The sequence below is a fragment of the Mucilaginibacter antarcticus genome, assembly GCF_042686155.1.
Classification (GTDB): Bacteria; Bacteroidota; Bacteroidia; order Sphingobacteriales; family Sphingobacteriaceae; genus Mucilaginibacter; species Mucilaginibacter antarcticus.
Genome location: NZ_JBHUON010000001.1, coordinates 1 through 18,466, shown reverse-complemented (window position 1 = coordinate 18,466; position 18,466 = coordinate 1). Strand labels below are relative to the sequence as shown.

Annotated in this window: 20 protein-coding genes; 12 read left to right on the top strand and 8 right to left on the bottom strand. The window is 41.9% G+C overall.

Features of this window, described 5'->3' with window-relative positions; translation table 11 throughout:
- The first annotated feature begins 2 nt into the window (after positions 1 to 2).
- The 9 genes from ACFSYC_RS00100 to ACFSYC_RS00060 all read left to right on the top strand — a co-directional run bounded on the left by ACFSYC_RS00100 (position 3) and on the right by ACFSYC_RS00060 (position 5,374).
- Positions 3 to 578 carry a cytochrome c oxidase subunit 3 gene (locus tag ACFSYC_RS00100; protein WP_377121979.1) on the top strand — a complete coding sequence of 192 codons (576 nt, stop codon included), beginning with the start codon at positions 3 to 5 and terminating at the stop codon, positions 576 to 578.
- A gap of 26 nt (positions 579 to 604) precedes the next feature.
- Positions 605 to 1,333: a cytochrome c oxidase subunit 3 gene (locus ACFSYC_RS00095; RefSeq protein ID WP_377121976.1), complete on the top strand. Its 729-nt coding sequence runs from the start codon at positions 605 to 607 to the stop codon at positions 1,331 to 1,333.
- Positions 1,334 to 1,355: 22 nt separating this feature from the next.
- On the top strand, positions 1,356 to 1,700 hold the full coding sequence (locus tag ACFSYC_RS00090; protein ID WP_377121973.1) for a cytochrome C oxidase subunit IV family protein: 345 nt from the start codon (positions 1,356 to 1,358) through the stop codon (positions 1,698 to 1,700).
- Positions 1,701 to 2,405, top strand: coding sequence for an SCO family protein (locus tag ACFSYC_RS00085; RefSeq protein ID WP_377121970.1), 705 nt, complete (start codon positions 1,701 to 1,703; stop codon positions 2,403 to 2,405).
- Positions 2,406 to 2,504: 99 nt separating this feature from the next.
- Entirely contained in the window at positions 2,505 to 3,080 is a 576-nt protein-coding gene (locus ACFSYC_RS00080) for a DUF420 domain-containing protein (RefSeq protein WP_377121967.1), read from the top strand.
- Positions 3,081 to 3,141: 61 nt separating this feature from the next.
- A complete protein-coding gene (locus ACFSYC_RS00075) occupies positions 3,142 to 3,417 on the top strand; it encodes a hypothetical protein (RefSeq protein WP_377121964.1) in 276 nt (91 codons plus the stop codon).
- 22 nt (positions 3,418 to 3,439) lie between these two features.
- The gene (locus ACFSYC_RS00070; protein WP_377121961.1) at positions 3,440 to 3,847 is read left to right on the top strand and encodes a DUF983 domain-containing protein; all 408 of its coding nucleotides are present in this window, start codon (positions 3,440 to 3,442) and stop codon (positions 3,845 to 3,847) included.
- Positions 3,825 to 4,490, top strand: a complete 666-nt coding sequence (locus tag ACFSYC_RS00065; protein ID WP_377121958.1) for a DUF2461 domain-containing protein — start codon at positions 3,825 to 3,827, stop codon at positions 4,488 to 4,490. The genes ACFSYC_RS00070 and ACFSYC_RS00065 overlap by 23 nt, the downstream gene beginning before the upstream one ends.
- 14 nt (positions 4,491 to 4,504) lie before the next feature.
- Complete coding sequence (locus ACFSYC_RS00060) at positions 4,505 to 5,374, top strand: OmpA family protein (RefSeq protein ID WP_377121955.1); 870 nt, start codon at positions 4,505 to 4,507, stop codon at positions 5,372 to 5,374.
- 72 nt (positions 5,375 to 5,446) lie between these two features.
- Here ACFSYC_RS00060 and rfbC read toward each other — a convergent pair whose 3' ends face one another.
- From rfbC to ACFSYC_RS00045, 3 genes are read right to left on the bottom strand one after another with little or no spacing between them, the layout of a single operon-like run.
- Positions 5,447 to 6,001, bottom strand: a complete 555-nt coding sequence (rfbC, locus tag ACFSYC_RS00055) for a dTDP-4-dehydrorhamnose 3,5-epimerase (RefSeq protein WP_377121952.1) — start codon at positions 5,999 to 6,001, stop codon at positions 5,447 to 5,449.
- Between the two features lie 2 nt (positions 6,002 to 6,003).
- Positions 6,004 to 6,306 (bottom strand): DUF4286 family protein, encoded by a 303-nt coding sequence (locus tag ACFSYC_RS00050; RefSeq protein WP_377121949.1) that lies wholly within the window; start codon positions 6,304 to 6,306, stop codon positions 6,004 to 6,006.
- A gap of 44 nt (positions 6,307 to 6,350) precedes the next feature.
- Complete coding sequence (locus ACFSYC_RS00045) at positions 6,351 to 8,153, bottom strand: tetratricopeptide repeat protein (RefSeq protein ID WP_377121946.1); 1,803 nt, start codon at positions 8,151 to 8,153, stop codon at positions 6,351 to 6,353.
- Between the two features lie 166 nt (positions 8,154 to 8,319).
- Between ACFSYC_RS00045 and ACFSYC_RS00040 the strand changes: the two genes are divergently transcribed.
- Genes ACFSYC_RS00040 through ACFSYC_RS00030 form a run of 3 tightly spaced genes read left to right on the top strand, consistent with a single transcriptional unit; the run spans position 8,320 to position 12,561 of the window.
- Positions 8,320 to 10,203, top strand: coding sequence for an alpha/beta hydrolase family protein (locus tag ACFSYC_RS00040; RefSeq protein ID WP_377121943.1), 1,884 nt, complete (start codon positions 8,320 to 8,322; stop codon positions 10,201 to 10,203).
- Between the two features lie 11 nt (positions 10,204 to 10,214).
- Positions 10,215 to 11,861, top strand: a complete 1,647-nt coding sequence (locus ACFSYC_RS00035; protein WP_377121940.1) for a sensor histidine kinase — start codon at positions 10,215 to 10,217, stop codon at positions 11,859 to 11,861.
- 4 nt (positions 11,862 to 11,865) lie between these two features.
- Complete coding sequence (locus tag ACFSYC_RS00030; RefSeq protein WP_377121937.1) at positions 11,866 to 12,561, top strand: response regulator transcription factor; 696 nt, start codon at positions 11,866 to 11,868, stop codon at positions 12,559 to 12,561.
- Positions 12,562 to 12,642: 81 nt separating this feature from the next.
- Here ACFSYC_RS00030 and ACFSYC_RS00025 read toward each other — a convergent pair whose 3' ends face one another.
- The 5 genes from ACFSYC_RS00025 to ACFSYC_RS00005 are packed head-to-tail and all read right to left on the bottom strand — an operon-like array spanning position 12,643 to position 18,097.
- Positions 12,643 to 13,257 (bottom strand): class I SAM-dependent methyltransferase, encoded by a 615-nt coding sequence (locus tag ACFSYC_RS00025; protein ID WP_377121934.1) that lies wholly within the window; start codon positions 13,255 to 13,257, stop codon positions 12,643 to 12,645.
- 3 nt (positions 13,258 to 13,260) lie between these two features.
- Entirely contained in the window at positions 13,261 to 14,136 is an 876-nt protein-coding gene (locus ACFSYC_RS00020) for a UbiA family prenyltransferase (protein WP_377121931.1), read from the bottom strand.
- A 27-nt stretch (positions 14,137 to 14,163) separates the two neighbouring features.
- Positions 14,164 to 15,441 carry a metallophosphoesterase gene (locus ACFSYC_RS00015; protein ID WP_377121928.1) on the bottom strand — a complete coding sequence of 426 codons (1,278 nt, stop codon included), beginning with the start codon at positions 15,439 to 15,441 and terminating at the stop codon, positions 14,164 to 14,166.
- Positions 15,442 to 15,447: 6 nt separating this feature from the next.
- Complete coding sequence (locus ACFSYC_RS00010; RefSeq protein WP_377121925.1) at positions 15,448 to 16,953, bottom strand: sigma 54-interacting transcriptional regulator; 1,506 nt, start codon at positions 16,951 to 16,953, stop codon at positions 15,448 to 15,450.
- A 46-nt stretch (positions 16,954 to 16,999) separates the two neighbouring features.
- Positions 17,000 to 18,097, bottom strand: a complete 1,098-nt coding sequence (locus ACFSYC_RS00005; protein WP_377121922.1) for a vWA domain-containing protein — start codon at positions 18,095 to 18,097, stop codon at positions 17,000 to 17,002.
- Positions 18,098 to 18,466: the final 369 nt, after the last annotated feature.

Below are 18,466 nucleotides of genomic sequence, written 5' to 3'. Positions count from 1 at the left end.
TAATGGCGGCGATACAGCAAGAAGATAAAGTAAACCTGGGCGCGAAGAAGTTTGTGATGTGGATTTTTATATTCACTTCGTTTATGCTTTTCGCGGCGCTTACCAGCGGTTTTATAGTTTACATCGGCGGTAATGGCAAAGGCCTTAATCTTACTCTGCCCGATGCTTTTAGATATAGTACCGGCGCGTTGCTTTTAAGTAGCTTAACATTGTTCCTGGCGTCAAGGGCGGCAAAGCGACTTGATTATGGCAAGCAACAAATAATGCTTTGGGCCACAATGGGACTTGGAATTGGTTTTTTAATATTGCAGGTGTATGGCTGGTATTATATGGCCTACAAAATGCACGTCTATTTAGTTGATCCAAACGCAACCCGGTCTTTCGTTTATGTAATGACCTTACTGCACGTGTTGCACATTATTGGTGGCATAGCGTGGCTGATAAGCGCGTTAAGTGGCAGCATAAAACGTATACCACAGGTCCGCAATTTGTATCGTATGGAGATGACATCTATTTTTTGGCATTTCTTAGATATTATATGGATTTATCTGTATGTTTTTTTACTTTTGAACCAATAATTTAATAACGCTATAGCTAATTACAAATGAGCGCAACAGTATCACAAATTGATGAACTAAAAACAACGCCATGGTCGGGCGGCAAATCGCCGTTCAATATTGAGTATGGTAAAATGATGATGTGGTTTTTCCTCCTGTCGGATGCATTTACCTTTTCGTCATTATTAATATCTTACGGTGCATTACGTTTCAGCGCAAGCGCTTGGCCTGCTGCCGATAAAGTTTTTCAATCGGTACCTTTAACCAGCATTGAGCAGGGCGCACCGTTAGTGTTTGTTGGTATCATGACCTTTATCCTGATCATGAGCTCTGTAACGATGGTATTGGCGGTTGAAGCCGGTCACCGCAACGCTAAAAAAGAAGTATTGGGCTGGATGGTTGCGACTATTATAGGCGGTTTAATGTTTTTAGGTTGCCAGGCCTTAGAGTGGACGCACTTACACCATGAAGGTTTTTGGTGGTCAAGCATTCCAACTAACCTGGAAACCCTTAAAGAGTTTTTTCACGGCGAGCCTGCTGTAGCAGCTCAGCAAATGTCGGCACACCAGTTTGCTAACTTGTTTTTTACTATTACAGGTTTCCATGGTTTCCACGTATTTAGCGGTGTTATTATCAATATCATTATTACCATCAACGTTTTGGTTGGTACTTATGAGCGTCGCGGCAGCTACCTTATGGTTGAAAAAGTTGGCCTTTACTGGCACTTTGTAGACCTTGTATGGGTATTTGTATTTACATTCTTTTATTTAGTTTGATCATTATTTAACCTGATATAACATGTCATCAGAACACACTGAAATAAAACACGGCGAGCACGACCACGGTGATACCATGACCCGCGGCCGCATATGGAAAATATTTTTCGTACTGCTAGCCATCACTTGTGTAGAGTTCTTTATTGCGCTTTACCTGGTACCAAATCACCACATGGGTTTAAACATTGCAAACCCTATCTATATCATCTTGACGTTAGCTAAGGCATTTTATATAGTTGCCTATTTTATGCACTTAAAGTTTGAAAAAGCAGGTTTAGTATATACAATACTCGTACCTATACTTTTCATCATTGGTTTAATCCTGGTATTGACAAACGAAAGTCATCACTGGATTACGCTGAGATAGATGATACGAAAAATTAGTCCCGTAAAAAAAATATTGATCCTGGTAATGATATTAGCATTACCGGGATTTTTATATTATTTACTAAACACAAAGGGCAAAAATCGCTATAAACCGTTGCCTTATTTTGGCCCTAAAGAAATGTCGGGCACCAGCCATAAGTTTCATGGCGAAGTGATACCTGATACCACTTATCACCAGTTACCTGCTTTTAAATTAGTAGACCAAAACGGCGATACCGTAAGTTCTGAAAGCCTGGCCAACAAAATCTTCATCGTCAACTTTTTTTATACCAACTGCCCTGCGGTTTGTAACACCATTAACAACAACATTAAAGGCTTGCTGAATGATTATGCCAAGAACAAAATGTTTGTTTTTATATCGATAACTGTCGACCCTGAGCGCGACTCGGTAGCTGCGTTGCAGAAATACGCGGAGAATTTTAAACCACCCGGTATTGAGTGGAAATTTTTAACCGGCGATACATCAGTGATCTATCCACTGGCGCGTAAAGGGTTTTTGGTTGATGCGGTTAAGGTGAATAAAGACGAATTTATCTACAGCGATAAATTGATCATGATAGACAAGGAAAAACACGTTAGAGGATATTACTCGGGCACATCAATAAAAGATATCGCGAAGTTAAACGATGAGATCAAAGTAATGATAGCCGAAGAATTGCGTAAAATTGATAAACCGCTATATTAGTTTCAAAAGTAACAGCTAAGAATCAAGAGATAACGTGTGCATATAATTATTAATAAAAAGTCTTGATTGTTGCATCTTGACTCCAGACTCTTCATAAAAATGAGCGATAAATTTATATTCCGTTTCGTTGCTATAGTTACAATAGTTGTAGTATTGTTAGTGGTGTTGCTAAACAGGCACCTTATTCCCGGTCCGGCTATCGCGCCGGCATTTACTCCGTATTTGCCCATGCTTAACGCGGTGATTAATGGCACCTGCACTGTACTTTTACTGGTGTCTCTTTACTTTATTAAGCGAGGTAATATTACCATGCACAAAAGATTAAATATCCTTACGTTCTGCTTGTCTGCAGTGTTTTTGGTGTCATACGTATTGTTTCACTATTTAATGCGTACTGATACAGTGTATGGCGATGTAAACAGAGACGGCAAGGTATTGGGCAGTGAGCTAACGGAGTATGGGAGCTTACGTAAGGTGTATTTAATTATTTTAGTGCCGCATATTATACTGGCTGCTGGCGTGTTTCCGTTAATATTATTGAGTTTTTATCGCGGCCTGCAAATGCAGGTAGAGAAGCACCGCAAACTGGTGAGGTGGACGTTCCCGTTTTGGTTATTTGTAACAGCTAGCGGTGTAGTGGTGTATTTAATGATAAGGCCATTTTATCATTTTTAATAGTATTGTCAAAGTTGCCTGATAAAACGTTGGGTAGCAATTAATTGTTATTTTTGTACTGATGAGAATATACAGGTTGTTATTGATATTATTTACCGTTTACCTATTGGCGGGCGGTGTCGCCACAGTAAGCGCGCAGTGCGCCATGTGTACTGCCACTGTAGAATCAAACGCTAAAAACGGTAATACAACTACTAAGGGATTAAACAACGGTATTATGTACTTGTTGGCTGCGCCTTACATAGCTGTTATGATAGTCGGCGTTATCTGGTACAAAAAATATCGCCGCAAAAATGTTGATCTGGTCATGCGCGACGAACGCTTTAATCTGAATTAGGCCCGCTTCATTTCCTTCTATTATGGCTCAAACATCTCAAGCAAGCGCAATGCTGCATGCTAAATGCCCGCGATGCCGCAGGGGTAATATGTTTGAGGGACATACTTACAGCTTTTCATTTAACCGTATCAATTTAAATTGCCCAAGGTGTAATCTATATTTCGAGATTGAGCCTGGTTATTTTTATGCAGCTATGTACATAAGCTATGCCTTAAATGTGGGTACATCATTTACCATAGCTATGCTTACTTATCTTATTACCGGCAACACCACGTCGCCGTGGTTATATACCTGCGTAATTATTGGTGGATGTTTTATATTTGCTCCGGTAATTTTCAGGGCGTCAAGAGTAATGCTTTTATTTTGGCTGTCGCCGAAGATCCATTATCACGCTTATTTAGATGTAGATGATACAACAGCAAACACTTGATTTTTTAAGCGATTTGGTTGACAATAACAACCGCGAGTGGTTTATGGACAACAAAGTTCGATATGACCAGGCACGTCAAAACGTCATTGATTTTACTACAGAGCTAATCAAGCTGATGCATAAGGTGGATCCGGCGCTATCCCCAGAGCTGGATGCAAAAAAATGTGTTATGCGTATTTACCGTGATGTTCGTTTTAGCAAAAATAAAACACCTTATAAAAATAACTTTGGAATAAGCCTGCCCACAACCGGTACAAAGTTAGGCGGAGCCGAGTATTATTTTCAAATACAGCCCGGCGGCAAATCATTTATAGCTGGTGGTTACTGGATGCCCGATGCCGCTCACCTAAAGGCTATACGCCAGGAAATTGATTATAATGGGCACGATTTGACAAACGTGATTGATGATGCAGCTTTTGTTAAGCTGTTTGGTGATTTTAGAGCGCAGGATAAATTGAAAACGCTTCCCCGCGATTACACCGCCGACCACGAGCATATTGAGTTGCTAAAGCTCAAAAGCTTTATAGCCCTGCACCATATTAAAGATAAAGACATTCTAAGCGCTAAAGCCGCAGAAAACGTTGCGGCTTTATGTAGCAAAATATGTCCCCTTAATGTATTTTTACGCAACGCAATTTTATAATTAAATAAACATTAATGAGATTAAAGTATTTGTTTTTTGCCCTACTGATTTGCACTGGTTTAAACTCGTGCGTAGTCCTGTCTACCAAAAAATATAAAAGTATGGTCGCTGAGTGCGACTCGCTCACTAACCGTACCGGTACCCTTGGCGGCTTTATTACTCAATTACAAAGCGATACCGCCCGCTTGCATAAAGAAATAGCAACGCTTAAAGGCTTACTGACAGATCAGCGCACAACCAATGCTGCTCAAAAAGAAAGTTACGACGCGTTAACCAACAAGTATAACGCACTAAATAATAACCTGGCATCAACAAACTCTAAAGTAAGTCAACTTTCGACCGATTTACAAACTCGTGAGAAGCGTTTAAAAGAGGTTGAGGATATTTTGCGCAAGCGCGACGAAGCGACCAACGCTTTAAAAGATAAGTTGCAAAAGGCCCTGCTCGGTTTCCAGCAAAACGGTTTATCGGTTGATATCCGTAATGGTAAGGTATATGTGTCTTTAACTGATAAATTGTTATTCCCGTCTGGCAGTATTGTTATAGACGAGCGCGGTAAGGCGGCCTTAAAACAGTTAGCCGCAGTAATGAATAAAGAGGCCGACATTAACATGGCGGTTGAGGGCCACACCGACAATAAACGTATACGTAACCTTGGCCAGATAAAAGATAACTGGGATCTGAGCGTACTGCGTGCGACATCAGTCACGCGTTATTTAACCGAGGTTGAGCACATAGCCCCAAAACGTTTAACCGCCACCGGTAAAAGCGAGTTTCAGCCAATTGACGAAGCTAAGAGCGAAGAGGCACTAGCTAAAAATCGCCGTATAGAAATTGTGTTGAGCCCTAAACTGGATGAGTTGTATAACCTCATCACCAAGTAGTCATACCCTATAAACAAGAGAGGCTAACCGCGCGGTTAGCCTCTCTTGTTTCATAACGTATAGTTTAGCTTACTAATAAGTAAAGGGGCTGTCCATATCTGCAAAGGTAGGCAACAGCTCGTCTTTAGCGGATATAATAGTGTCTTTTTCGTCGATACCCCAGTTGATAGCTAGGGTAGGATCATTCCATTTAACACCTACTTCATGTCCTTTGGCGTAGTAGCTATTAACCTTGTAAGCAAAAATGGTGTTGTCTTCTAAAGTAGCAAAGCCATGTAAAAATCCTTCAGGAACTAAAAACTGGCGATTGTTTTCGCCCGTTAATTCTATAGTCTCAAATTTACCATAAGTAGGCGACCCTTTACGGATATCCACCGCTACATCAAGCACGCGGCCTTGTATAACCCGTACTAATTTGGCCTGTGCAAAAGGGTTTGATTGTGCGTGTAAACCCCTAACGGTGCCTCTGTGCGAGAACGACTGATTGTCTTGTACAAAATCAATGTTAATGCCAGCTTCGGCTAGCTTTGTTTTACTGTAGCTTTCAAAAAAATAACCACGGTCGTCTTTAAATATCTGAGGTTCAATAATTACAAGGTCTCTTATACTGGTCTGGATAATTTTCATATTTAGTTTATGCTTTGCATTAATGTGTTAAATAACACAAATTTATTTTCAAATTTTTGTTGATGTAGGGTCTGTATACCTAAAAAATGATGGACATTGTACTCGTTATATTTTTCGCGGCTATCTGTAAAAAATTGGAGACAGTACGTAACCCCCTCGTTAGGCGAATCAAGAACATTTAATATCTTGAACGAGTTAAAAAAGCCGGTTTTTATTACCATGGGGATGTACTCGGTTTTCACCCAGCTTAACCATTGTTTATGAACGCCTTCGTCCACTATAACGGTTTCATTATAAGTAATCATTCGGCAAAAGTACAAATTATGCCATTAGTATTTTGGTTAAATCATTATGATGCAGTATCGCCGCGCAAAATTCTGAAACGTTTCCGCGCATCGTTAATGTAAAGGCTGCCGGCGTAATCGGTAATAATTTTTTGATAAAGTGTTTTGGCTTGTTCTTTATCATTGAGTTGGTTCTCATAGATATCGCCCAGCATAAAAATAGCATCGTCGGCCCATAACTCGGCCGGGTGTTCGGTGACAATTTTTTTAAGGTAGGTAACCGCGTCGGTATAGCTTTTTTGCTGTATGGCTATGCGTGCCTTAGCCATAGAGATATCGTCGCTCAGTTGATTATCAGGATATTTTATATTGATGCTATCCAATATTTGTATCGCCTTGTTTTGTTGTTGCGCAAAAACCTGCAGATCTGCACGGGCGTACATTTTTAATGCAGTACCAGCAGAGTCTATTGCCAAATTGTCGGCAATTAACAACGACAAATTAAGCGCGTCATTAGCTATCAATTGAGATGTTGAAGCCTTTAGCACATCCAACTGTCCCTTGGCCCAATTAAAATCGCCCGTATAGTAGGCAAACTTCGCGTTTTTAAATTTGGCGTCCTGCCCAACCGGCGTATTAGGCGCTTCTTTTTCTACCTGGCTATACAGTAAAGTAGCTTCCCAAGGCTGGCCATTTAATAGGTAAATGTCGCCCAGATCCAGCTTACAGGCTGCAAGTAATGCTGGTCTGATTTGTGGCAGCTTTATGGCATCTTCTAGTACTTTTTGCGCCTCATTTAACTTATGCAGCTTAAATACTTGCAGATTGGCCAACCGCTGCATAGCAAAAGCGGTCGACGTGTTTTGACCAAACTCGGCAAGCAGATCGATGTAATTTTTTTCAAGTTCGATAAGATCGCTGGCCACATATTTGCCGGCTGTTACCTTTAAGTTTTTAGTGTTAATGAGCTCAATTTTCGCGGTAACGTAAAAAGGCTGCTCTTTACCTTTGCTTATCAAATATTCGTACCCGCGTATGGCGGTGTCATATGCTTCGTTATACACCAGGGTGCTGCAAAGTTCATAAATATCGCTCCCATCATTAATAGTACGGCGGCTAAGGGCTAAAGCTTGGTTAAGCGCCTGGTCAAAATCTTTTTGCTGCAGAAATTGCCAGGTTAGCATATTTACAAACACAACTTGCTGCGGATCTTTCTGTATGCGTTTAAGCAGCGCTACGCGCAGCATGTCATAGTCGGCAGGGCCTTCAAATAAGGTAACCAAAGCATTTTGTGCCTGGTTAACCATCAATGGGTTTTTAGGCAGAATATTGAGGTACTCCTCGGTTAACGCCTGCTTATCTTTTTTGAAACGGTAAAGTGTAATCAACTCATAAGCAAAGGCATCGTCAATGTTTAGCAGCTTGCGGCCTTGCAAAAAGGTTTTAATAGCATAATTAGCGTTTGCGCCCTGGTAAAATTGCGATGCAAGTATTGTTATTTTGCCTTGGTCGGCAGGTAGATTTTTTATCAGGTCGTCGTAAAGCGCGTTGGCCTTTTCGGGTGTTTTTTTTTGCGTGTATATGGTGCCTAACTGTATGGTATATTCAATAGCGGTAGGGTACTTTCGCATCATTTTTTTTGTAGCGCTCTCGGCATCATCAAACCTTTTAAGGGCTAACAGGGTATTTATATAGCCGGAAAAGTAAGCATCGTTATCCTGCTTATAAAGCTTCTGGTATATTTCAAGCGCTTTTTGATATTCGCCGTTCGTGTTGTATTGACGGGCTAAAAGCAGGTCATTACTTTGCGCAAACGCGTTAGCCCAAGAACAAAAAACAAGAAAACACAATATCAGCAATCGCTTCATAACCATAAAAATAAATATTTTAAATTTAAGCAGTGCTTACGCGTTATTAAATAACGTGTTTAAGCAGTAAAATTGTAGTGACATATTTACACAAGCTAACTTATTTAGCTACTTTGACATCCTAGTAAGTTGGATTAACTGAATTTTAAGAAGAGTGAGGAACATAGTGAAAACGTTTATTTTGGCTTTTGTAGTTGCTGCACTTTGCTCGTGCAATAAAAATACGATCACCCAGATACCTATCGAAGAGTTTCTTAAAAACCCCGAAAAGACTTCTTTCAGGATCTCGCCTGACGGTCGATACATATCCTACTTAAAAAAATATAAAGACAGGCAAAACATCTTTATACAATCATTAATAGACACCAGCGACGTAATAAGGGCCACATCGTTTAGTGATTACAGTGTGCGCGGAGATTATAACTGGACTTATGATAACCAGATGCTTTTTGCGCAGGACGATAAGTCGCGCGATAAACGCCTTCTGTCGGTATTAGACGTAAATACCCTAACGGTAAAAACCATCTTGTCCGAAGGGAAAGCAGAAGTAAGAATACTTAATAAAAACCGTCTTACGCCTGACGTAATTACCATCAGCATGAACAAGCGTGACTCGGCAAATTTTGATGTGTACCGTTTAAATATCCGAACCGGCGAATTGAAAACTTACCTGGTTAATCCCGGTAACATAACCGATTTTTTGGTGGATGCTGATGCCAATATCCGCCTTGTAAAGTCAACAGATAATATTGACGAAACCATATTATACAGGCCCGACGATAATACCCCGTTTAGACCTATCATAAAAAACAATTTCAGGAACTCTGTGCGCATGGTAGCTTTTAATGGTGTACGCAATAATTTTTATGCGCTATCAAATGTTGGCCGGGACAAAACAGCTTTTGTCGAAATTAATGCCGAAAATGGCCGTGAAGAACGCGTGATTTACGAAACTAAGAATGTAGACATACAACGCGCAGATTACTCCAAAATGAAAAGCCGTCTTGAGTTTGTGGGTTGGGAGGACGGTAAGCCACAGCGGCATTTTTTTAATAACGATACCAAAAAACTTTACCAGGAACTATCTGACTTGGTTGACGGTTACGAAGTAAACATTACGGATAGAGATATTGCCGAAAATAGATTTATAATACAAACTTTTACAGACCGTAGCAGAGGGGCCATATATCTTTATGAACGTAAAGAAAAGCGACTGACTAAGTTGGTGGATAACTCTACCATAGATCCTGAGCTGCTTTGTGAAAAAAAACCAATTCACTACACTAGCAGCGACGGGTTGGTGATTAACGGTTACCTAACCCTGCCGCTTGTTAACGACAAGACTAACCTGCCCGTTATAGTGATGCCTCATGATGCGCCGCTTGGGCAGCGAGACAGATGGGATTATAATGCAGATGTGCAGTTTTTTGCTAATCGGGGTTTTGCTGTTTTGCAGGTTAACTATAGAGGGTCATCGGGATATGGCAAGTATTATTATAGTGCGGGCTTTAAAGAAGTGGGCGGCAAAATACAGCAAGACATTACCGATGGTGTAAACTGGCTTATTGCCAATAAAATTGCCAATCCTAAGAAAGTTGCTATCTATGGCCGCGGGTTTGGTGGGTTCTGTGCGCTGCACGCGCTGTCATTTAATCCTAAATTGTATAGTTGCGCCATAGTGCAAAATGGTATGATCAATCTTTTTACGTACATTATAACAACGCCGCCGTATTTATTGCAACGCCGGCAAATTATGTACGCCACTATTGGCGACCCACTTAAAGAACCGGCGCTATTAAAAAACATATCGCCGGTATTTCATTATGATAAGCCTAAAGTGCCGGTATTTTTTTTGCAAGACTCGCGGGACAGGCGCGCCAACATACCGGAATTGAACCATTACATACGCGAATTACAGAAACGTAATGTGCCTGTAAAGTATTCTCTTGATACAAGCGAGCGAGGATCTGTAGGGGGCGATAAGAGACGCCTGGATAACTATGCCGAAATAGAGAAGTTTCTTGATGCCAATATGCATGTTAAACCTTAAGCCATTAAGGTATGAAACAGCCTAATACCGTTTATCGAAAAAACTCGTCGCTCATTATTGCTTTTTTGACGCTTGTAACCGCTACGCTTATTGTCGGGCTTGTGGTGGCTTATAAATTAACCGCGCGAAATGTGGAGGTTGATTTTACCGTTAAAAAAAATAACGTTGCAGATCAATCCGTTATCAGCCCCTATAATGACCTGTATCGAAATAAAATATTCGAGATAAATTCATATTCGGGTTTACTAGATTCTGCTTTAGCGAAAAGCTACACTGATTCCATTTTTAAAAACTTTAAATTTGTTAGTAAAGTTGTTTTTTATCAGGTAATTGTTGATAGCCCGCCTAATACTGATATTACAAATAACCTGGCCGTTAAGGCGCGTTCTATACAGCAGTACTTCCCGGTGGGCCACACTGAAAGTAACGCCCGCGCAAGTGAAGAGGTGAATACGATAGATCTTAGGCAAATGGCCGAAAAGCTAAATAGCTATATAGCAACGTATGACACTACGCGCGGCCCGGGCATTGACCAGCCCGCATCGTTTTACAATACACGGCCCGGTAAAGTCAGCTTTTTAAATATCCCCTCGAATGCCGATTTAAAGAGCTATCATGACCTGCAGGCGAGTAGGAACTCCGGGTTGTTTTATCGGCAAAACATGATGACCTTTTATCTGGACCCGTACAAAGTGCAGATAAGAAACGTACACCCTGAGCTATATACATCTGTAACGCTTAAACAAGTGTCGTATGATCCACCGGATATAGACCATAGCAAGGTAATTACCGACGAGGTTGCCCTTCCCGGTGCATTTTCTGATTATAAGCTCTATTTCAGTTCTCCACGCGAGTATTTGAACAGCGAGATCTATCGCCGCTTCTTGCCGGTTGCCATTGTTATATTTTTGGTGTACGCTATTTTTATGCTGATAGGGTGGCTCATCTACCGTAACTTGAGTGTGAACGACAAGATGTTTAAGCTGCAGTATGATTTTATAAACAACTTTACGCACGAGTTTAAAACCCCGGTAAGCGTTATAAAAATTGCAGGCTCAAACCTTAAAGGCGACAACGAACTCACCGAGCGGCAGCGTAAACATTACGGCAGAATTTTGGATGAAGAAGCCGACAAACTAAACGAGCTGATGAATAAGCTGCTATCATTTACCCAATTGGAAAATAAGTCCATCACCATAAAAAGAGATAAAATTAAGGTTGAAGCTTTTGTAAAAGGATATATTGATACTTTTAAAATAAAATACCCGCTATTTAAGCTGGATTATGCCATTGAAAAGCAGATTAAAACTTTTGAGACTGACACCGTGTTGTTAGGTAGCGTCTTTCAAAACCTGATTGAGAATGCTTATAAATATTCGCACCCTGACCGAAAGGAACTTTTTATAAAAATCAGCCTCGAAAAACGTAATATTATATTCTTGTTTACCGATAAGGGCATAGGGATACCTAAAAACGAGTTGAGTAATATATTCAGGAAATTTTATAGATTAGAGAACCAATATAATCAAAACGGGAGTGTGGGCCTTGGGCTGGCATTTTGCAAAGAACTGGTTAACTTTATGGAAGGCGACATAGCCGTTAAAAGTAAGGTTGACGAAGGGTCTGAGTTTACGGTAACGCTTCCATACGAAAACTAAATTTATGAATAAGGAAATTAAGATTGCGCTTGTTGAGGACGACGAAAACTTAAGATTTTTGGTTGCCGAAAGGTTAGAGTCTGAAGGTTATAAAGTATTAGAAGCTAGCAATGGCGACGACGCGGAAACGCTGATATTAGCAGAGCAGCCAGACATTGTTTTGTTAGACTGGATGCTACCGGGCAAACAGGGCGCCGAAGTTTGTACCAATGTACGCAATAAAGGATTTGAAGGCGTTGTAATTATGACCACCGCAAAACAGCAGGATATTGACAAAATTACAGCGTACGGATTCGGTGTGTCCGACTATGTGACCAAGCCATTTAATATGGATGTTTTGGTGGCACTGATTGAGAACAAAATTAAGTTTGTGCTAACCAGCAGCGAGAAAAGCGAAACCTATGCGTTTGCCAATATGGAGCATCATCCAAATACGCACCTTTTGTTACGTGATGGCCGTAAAATAGAGTTGACCATATTGGAGAACCGCATTCTTTTATACTTCCTGAAAAATAAAAACAAGGTAATTAACCGCGAAGAGCTGATGATGGAAGTTTGGGGTTACAATGCCGATGTTAATACCCGCACGCTTGACATGCACATTGTCCGCCTGCGTAAAAAAATTGAAACCAATCCGGATTATCCGCAATACCTGCAAACCGTAAGAGGCGTAGGGTATAAGTTTGCTTATATGGCGTAAAGCTCTAAATTTTGTCATTGCGAGGATGACACGATCGCACGCTGCAAGGTTCGCGATTGCCACGCTAGGCTCGCAATGACATTATTTTTTAAATACTTTTGAGCTTATAAAGTCCCCAAAGAAAGTTTTGCTCTCAATTGTTTGGTAATCTTTAAACAGCCCATCAATATCCGGCAACGCACTGGCCTCAACATCGCACAACGTTCTGAAAAACTGCAGCATACTTTTTAGCATTACGCTTTGCCACCATTTGCCGGTTAGTTGAAAATCGGTATTCAACCAAAGCCCGTTTTGTTTAAGGCGACGATGTAGCACGGCAAATACCTTTTGCAAGATGTCCACTTTAAAATTATCGAATAGAAAAGCGGTAATTACAATATCGTAGTTGTCGGTCAAGCGCGTATCCTGTATAGGTTCATTTATGTAATTTATTTCATTTTGGCCTATATGTCGTTTTCGCGATTTAGCCATCATTTTTTCAGACACTTCTACATAAGTGATCTTCAACCCGGCGGGGTGGAAGCGAGTTATTTCATCCAGCACCCATCCAGTGCCGCCACCTACAATTAATATGGTTGCATTAGCTGTAATGTATGGTAACAAAAAAAGTTGCGAGCTGACAAGTGCTTTTCCATAAACCAGTTTAGATAATCGGTCGTAAAACCAGGCAGCATTATCATAGTTGGTTGATGCCATAGCTTACAAATAGCTAAACAATACCAGCATTGCATATTGTAGTATCAATACGCCATCAAGGTAAAAAAAGTAAAAGTATGGCTTACTTTTCCATTTTGATTTAAAAATGAGCCAGCCGGTAAGTATGGCAGTTAGTGTTAAAGCAAAAAAATCTTTGTTAAAGCCGTTGTTTCGGAACAAAAATAATAACACGATATATCCGCCCAACAAGATCTGGCAAAACAGGTATGCCCGCTTTTCGCCGACGGCGACCGGGATGGTTTTTAAGCCTGATTCGCGATCTTCAAATAAATCACGAATATCAAAAGGGACGGTTAATGCTGCTATCAGCAAAAACCTTTTGGCCAACAATATCATGGTATCGCGCAGGTTGATATTTGTGAAGTTAAGATTTTGTGCTTCCATAATAGGCAGCAACACGGTACTTAACGTCCATACCAGGGTGATCAGAAATTGCTTTAAGCCGGGTATGTTGCGTAAACCAAATTTTTGGTCGCCCAGGGTAAACAGCGGCAAGCTGTAGGCAAAGGAAATCAACGCTAGGAAGATGAGGAGTAGTCGTGATTCGATCGATATCAGGAAAAATAATGGTATAAGCGATAGTATACAGATAATAGTAACCGTTACCATTAGCCTATGGTGGCCAAAAAACCATCGCATGCTAGCCTTGTCAGATTTTTCGGGGTGCTTTGAGCTGGTTAACAGGATAGAGAAATTGTAGATGGCCAGCGTAGACACAAACAGCAGGCTCAATACGGTATAGTTAGGCACAGAGGCTATTAAATGAAAGGTAACCAAGCCCTGCGCCACCGCGCACAGTGACATAAAAATATTGCTGTACAGCAGGAAATCAAAAACCGATTGTAATATTTTTTTCATGGGTAATGAGCGGCCCTTTACTAGTGGTTAACCTTTTTGCAGTAAAGGGTCATAGGCAGCCCGTAACGTAAATATCGTAATCTCCGGCAATATTCCAACCCTCCCCGGGAAACCTAGAAAACCGTAACCTACATTTACATATAATTGCTGATGCTTCTCGTGGTATAAGCCTGCCCATTCCTTATACACATATTCCACGGGGCTCCATTGAAAATGTTCGGCGCGAACACCGAATTGCATGCCATGGGTATGTCCTGAAAACATGGCGTCTATCTGGGGGTAATGCGGCAATATCTCTGTCTGCCAATGCGAAGGGTCGTGCGACAAAAGTAGCCTTACCGGCAACTCTTCAGTGCCTTTTAAGGTAGGCTCCATTTTACCATATTTTGGGAAACGGGTTAGCTCGCCCCAGTTTTCGCAGCCAAGTATAGCTATTTCTTCGCCATTAACTTTTAGTCGGCGGTTTTCGTTGCGCAACAAATCCCAGCCCATGTTTTTGTGGGTAACCACCAGGTCTTGCAGGTTTTTGGCTTTATGAGCCGGGCTTGGCCATTTTTTATAATAATCACCATAATCATGGTTGCCAAAGATGGAGTATACACCCAGCGGCGCTTTTACTTTACTAAAAACATCCTGGTAGCCATTCATCTCTTCGCTGCGCTCATTTACCAAATCTCCGGTGAAGAATATCACATCCGGCTTTTGTCCTAGCAGCATATCTATGCCGCCAACCACTGCTTTTTTGTTATAAAAGCTACCCGAGTGTACATCAGATATTTGCCCGACGGTCATGCCATCAAAAGCCTTAGGCAAGTTGGGCAGATATAAGTTTTGTTTGCGTATGCGATAATCATAAGCCCCGGCGACAATACCAATGCCTATAGATGCCAGCGGTACCGCGCCGGCTATCAATCCTGCACGCATCAAAAACTCAGAGCGGGGCATGTTATCGGCTTTAGCAGTGGCAGGCACCGCTTTCTTTTGTGGCGATACTTTTTTGCTGTGGATAGATATTCTGCGGATGTCGTCGGCAACTACAAAGAAGAAGAATGTAACCTTTACCACCATCAGTACAAAAAAGAGCATTAAAAAACCCGCACGTACACCTACAGGCAAGTTTAAATAAATGCTGCAGATGGTACCTGTAATTAATACCAGCGAGAATAGTGTATAAGCTATTTTAAATAGTGGATGGTTGGCCCATCTGGTTTTTTTGAAGGCCGCAACAAAGCCGCCAAACAAGTATTGATCAAATAATATCAGCCCAAGGCCAAGTAGTATAATGGTAAACAGCTGACTTTGCATTCTCCTTTAGTAACGATCGTCGTCCAGGTTTAAATCGTCGTCGTCAGGCTGCAAATTAAACAAACTGTTAAACATATCCGAGAACGCAAAGCCATTATCTAAAAAGCCCTTGCTTAGCTGAGAGTACTCGGCCAGGCCATGCAGCACAAACTCCATTAGTATCAATCGTTGTGTTTCTGCTAAGCTAGGGTGAAATTGCTTGATCAGCTCTTTTAAACCGGTTACCTGATTTAGTGCATTTTTGTACTCAGCCAATGGCAGGTCGTCTAAAACGGCGAGTGTGTTGCCGTCGCTAAACCAGTTAATGATCTTTGTGTAGGGGTTTGGTGCCTTTGCTTTTTTAGCCTTTTCAGGATCAGGAAAGTATTTAGCAAACAATGTCTTAATGGCTTTGCCTATCAGGATATTGGCCACTTTACCCGGGCCTTCCAACTCGCCCTCGTAAACCAGTTCTATTTTACCCGTTATCGCCGGTATTACACCCAAGAAATCAGCGATCCGCACAAAGGTCTTTGTCTCGTGATTGATGATCATGCGGCGCTCCGCATTACTGATAAGGTTTTCGTAAGCTGATATAGTCAGACGGGCAGACACCCCTGATTTTTTATCGATGTACTCAGAGTTACGCGCCTCGAAAGCAATTTGCTCAACAAGGTCCTTTACCAAACCATCAGCTTCAATATTAGCACGTTGGTCTGGTGTAAGCGATGCTTCCTGCTGGGTGATCTTGCGCGAGATCTCGACCGAGCGTGGATAGTGTGTTAATATCTGACTTTCGATACGGTCTTTCAAAGGTGTAACTATCGAACCACGATTTGTATAATCTTCGGGGTTGGCGGTGAACACGAACTGAATATCCAACGGTAAACGCAACTTGAAGCCCCGGATCTGAATGTCACGTTCCTGCAGGATGTTAAACAATGACACCTGTATCCGAGCCTGCAGATCGGGCAGCTCATTGATCACGAATATGCCTCGATGCGCACGAGGTATCAAGCCAAAGTGGATAACACGCTCGTCCGAATAAGTTAGCTTCATCGTAGCTGCCTTTATCGGGTCCACGTCGCCAATTAAATCGGCAACCGTAACATCCGGCGTTGCCAGCTTTTCGGTGTAGCGTTCGCTGCGATGAATCCAGGCTATCGGTGTGTCCTCGCCTTTTTCCTGAACGATACTGTGGCCAAACCATGATATTGGGTTCAGCGGGTCGTCAAATAGTTCTGATCCTTCGATGTAGGGGACGTACTCGTCCAACAGGTTGACCAACAAACGTGCAATACGTGTTTTAGCCTGCCCACGTAACCCCAGTAACAATATGTTATGGCGAGACAGGATAGCAGTTTGCAGATCAGGAATCACCGTGTCCTCAAACCCGATGATGCCTTCAAAACCACCCTCTTCTTTTTTCTTTAGCTGGGTGATCAAATTGCGGCGCAATTCATCCTTCACCGACTCACTTTTATACCCTGATTGCTTTAATTGGCCCAGGGTTGTAATATCTTGTTTGTTCATATTGACATTTAATCATTGGTCATTGGTCATTCGCACATCTGCACAACTACCTGACGTTTTTCCTTCTGTTTTTAGCGTAATCTTCAAATATATACTCGCCCAGGTTATTCAATGAGCTGTAAAAGGCCTTGCCACCATTGGTCTCTGTAAACTGCCTTACAAATTGCTGCAGGTAGGGGTCCTTGGCAATCATAAACGTGGTGATAGGGATCTTAAGGCGTTTGCACTGCGCTGCCATGTTAAGGGTTTTGTTAACCACCTTGCGGTCAAGTCCTATGCTATTTTTGTAGTACTTGGTGCCTTCCTTTAAACAGGTAGGTTTGCCATCGGTGATCATAAAGATCTGTTTATTAGAGGTTTTACGGCGACGCAATATATCGGTAGCCAGCTCTAATCCGGCATAGGTGTTAGTATGGTAGGGGCCAACCTGCAGATAAGCCAATTCTTTCAATGTAATCGGCCAGGCATCGTTACCAAACACCACAATATCTAAGGTATCCTTAGGGTATTTGGTACGGATAAGCTCGGCCAGCGCCATGGCCACCTTCTTGGCAGGAGTTATGCGGTCCTCGCCATATAGGATCATGGAGTGCGATATATCGATCATCAACACGGTGCTGGTGAGGGTTTTGTAGTCCATCTCCTCCACTTCCAGGTCGCGCTCAGTCATCTTAAAGTCGCCTATGCCGTGGTTAACCTGGGCATTGTGGATAGACTGTGTCATATCTATCTGATCCAGGCTATCACCAAACTCAAACTCGCGGCGCTCAGAGTTGCGCTCGTCGCCCTGCCCGCTTTGCGGCGACCGGTGGTTGCCTTTGCCAGACTTCTTCAGCTTGCCAAAGATCTCCTCGAGTGCAGACGCGCGAATGCTTTGCTCCGTTTTTGCGGTGATGTTGAACCCGCCAGCTTGTTCACCGTCGCTTAGGTAGCCTTTTTGCTTTAGCTCATCTATAAAGTCGCCCATGCCGTACTCGTCATTGGTGATTTTGTACTGCTTGTCCAGCTCATTTAGCCAGGCCAGCGCTTCGCCGGCATCGCCCGCGGTGTAGTTGAGCAACTCCAGAAATAACTTAAGTAATTCATCAAATCCGCCTTTGGGGATTTGGTTTGGGGTAAACTTGGAAAATCCGAAACCACGCATATTTTGCCTTTCAGTTATAAAGTAACGGATTATTTTGGGCAAAGTATGGCAACACTCAAGGCTAATTGTAATTGTTAGGCTGTGATGACAATGTGTGTATGGGGTAAATAACGGGGTTTTGATGTACAGTGAGGTACGAGGCCCCAGATACCGTTGTTTGTTTCACGCGTGTGTGACACAGATGAAACAAGTGAAACAAGATTTTGACTCATTGCTTTGTTAATGAGGAGTTTGTGAAAACAGAGTGAAACAAAATGAAACAAGATTTTGATTGACCCGTCCTGAAAAAAGTTTACACTATTGGTTGTTAATACTGGTGTTAGTTTACACTTTAAAGTTAGTACTAAAATAGGTTTACACAATTACGGT